1 protein-coding gene and 1 pseudogene are annotated in these 2471 nt (G+C 71.7%); both read right to left on the bottom strand.

Translation table 11 applies throughout. From position 1 onward, the window contains the following. Positions 1–1021 (bottom strand): annotated as a pseudogene (locus VIR15_RS20675) (protein kinase family protein); the annotation flags it as partial. Between the two features lie 106 nt (positions 1022–1127). Beyond that, positions 1128–2471 (bottom strand): DUF6049 family protein (locus tag VIR15_RS20670; RefSeq protein WP_331931297.1); only part of this gene is annotated, 1344 nt, incomplete at its 5' end.

Genomic DNA, 2471 nt, shown 5'->3' with positions numbered 1-2471 from the left:
CACCGGCACTGGCCGCTCCGCTCGCTGCGGCGCCCACGCCCGATCCGTTCGCCGCGCCCGCGTCCGCTCCCGAGTCCTGGGTCCCTCGGCGTCCGGACAGGCGTGCGTAGAGATCGCCGCCCGTCCCTCCGTGGGCAGGTCCGTATCTCGGCGCCATTCCCGGCGTCCCGCCCGTAGGGGTGATGTCGGAGGGCTGGGCCGGTAGCCGGATCCCGGTGGCGCCGTCGCTCGTGGGCGGCTCTGATGGCCAGGGGGCGATCTGGAGGGCGAGGTCGCCGGGGGATACGGGTCCGCGGTCCTCGTTGAGGGTCATCCGGCAGATCAGGTCGAGGTCGTTGGGGATCCCGACCGCGATCTCGGACGGCGCGGCGACACCGCCGAGCATCGTCGGCGCGGGCTCGAGCCCGACCGGGCGTGCGCGGCTCGCCCCAGCCGGGCCTGCAGGCCAGCGGCCGGTGAGGCCCGCATAGATGAGCTTGACCAGACCGACGGCATCGATCCGGGAGGCCTGCTCGTCGGAGGCCTGCTCGGCGTCGACGAGCGCCGCATCAGTCGCGAGGCCACGGACCTTCACGTCTCCATCGGGCATGCGCAGGATCGATGAGGGCGTGAGCGTCAGATGGTGCAGTCCCCGATGCCGCGCCTTCTCGAGCGCGCTCGCGGCTTCGCCGACGATCCGACGGGTCTCCTCCGCGGGCAGCCCGCCGGAGTGGAGGATGTGGGACAGGGGCATGGCGCCCGTCAGCGGCTCCTCGACGACGAAGGCGATGTCCACGTCGGTGCCCACGTCGAGGACCCGGACGAGTCGCGGATCCTCGACGCCAGCGGCGCGGCGGGCCGCGTCGAGCGTTGCCGATGCGACGGACGAAGCGACGGGAAAGCAGACGAGGACGACATCGCGGGCCAAGGTGTTGTCGGTGGCTCGCCACCGCTCGTGATGGGGCCCTTCAGAGGTGCGTAGAGTGACGGCATAGCGTCCTCCGAGCACCGTTCCCGGTCCAATCCCGTGCACCTGCGTCACCCCTTCCTCTCCAGAGCCGCGCCGATTGCGAGGGCGCGCGAACCTGTCCGGTGACCACGTCCGCACCTGGGATCCGGAGCGCGGTCCTGCTTCATACTAGGGCGACTCAGTCGTTCTTCCGGCTCTGTGCGGCCTCGTCGCGCTCGGCGATCGTGTCCAGATCGCCGATCTCGTCGATGCGCGAGGTGCCCTTGACCACGGCACGGGCCACCCCGGCGAGGAGCACGAGGCCGGCCAGCACCCCGCCGATCCAGTAGAACGTCGTGTCGAGCGGGTTGGACGCGACGGGGATCGTGGCCGCCGACCCGATCCGTGTCCCGTCCGCGGTGGTGAGGTAGGCGAGAATGTCGGCCCTACCCGCGGCGACCGCGTGGACCGGCACGTTGACGTTGCGCCGAGCGCCGGGTCCTGCCGCAATGCTCACCGGGCCGGGCTGCTCTCGGATCTGGATCCTGGGGTTCATCGGCGAGAGGACGAGGCGCAGGTCCTCGACGGCGTAGCCCAGCCCGTTCTCGACGGTGATCCGCAGCGTTCCGTTCTCGGCGAGGAAGTTGATGCGCCGAGGCACGACCCGGATCGCTGACGTCGCGTTGCGGACGTCGGCGCTGACCGAGTTGTGCAGCCGGGACCAGGCGGCCGGCTGGTAGCGCCATCGGGTGCTCGTCAGCTCGTCGAGGATCTCGCCGTAGGTCCGCTCGAACGCCGCGCCGTCCTGGACCACGGTGGACACGGCATCAAGCGTCTCGCGCTGCTCAGCGAGCTGCCTGAGCCGGAACTCGCTCAGGGTCCGCTTGGGGGCTGCCGATGGTGGCGCCTTCGCCGGCTTCTCCTGCGGGCGCGCGCTCTCCGTCCCGTCGTCTCGGACGAGGGCGTCGAGCGCCACGCTGTCGAGCCAGGGGATGGATTGGGTGGTCGCGCGCAGGAAGGCCGCCAGACCCGCGGGGTCGGGATCGTACGTTCGGGGCGCGACGACGAGGACGGAGCGGGCCCTGCCCGGCAGCTCTCCGAGCAGCACGAGCGTCTCGGCGAGGAAGCGTTGGGTGGCCAGGACCGGCGTCGCGTCGGAACGCTTCGGCAGCAGCGCTGAGAGTCGCACGTCGTAGCCGACGAGGCGGGTGCCCTTGTCAGACACGCGGCGTGCCGTCGGGGTGAAGGGGGAGTCCGCGGTGATGTCCCGTTGGTCAACGATGATCCCGGCGGCCTTCCCGGTCGCCGAGGTCGAGTACAGCGACTGGATGGCCGCGTCCCGGCCGGGCGGCAGCAGTCCGTCCGCGGGCCAGGCGATGTCCCCCCGTACCGCCTGTCCGAGGCGGGTGCCGACCGCGGAGGCCCGTGACACGAGGTCGCGAGCGACCGGGTTGTCCGGGTCGACGTCGCTGGTGGCCGCGACGTCAGCGTCTGCATAGGGGAGCGCGACGAGGCTTCGTCCCCGCAGGCGGGAGACGAGCCG

Source organism: Intrasporangium sp., from assembly GCF_036566125.1.
In the GTDB taxonomy this organism is placed as follows: Bacteria; Actinomycetota; Actinomycetes; order Actinomycetales; family Dermatophilaceae; genus Intrasporangium.
Note: the sequence above shows the minus strand (reverse complement) of the source record. Positions and strands in the feature narration are given on the sequence as shown.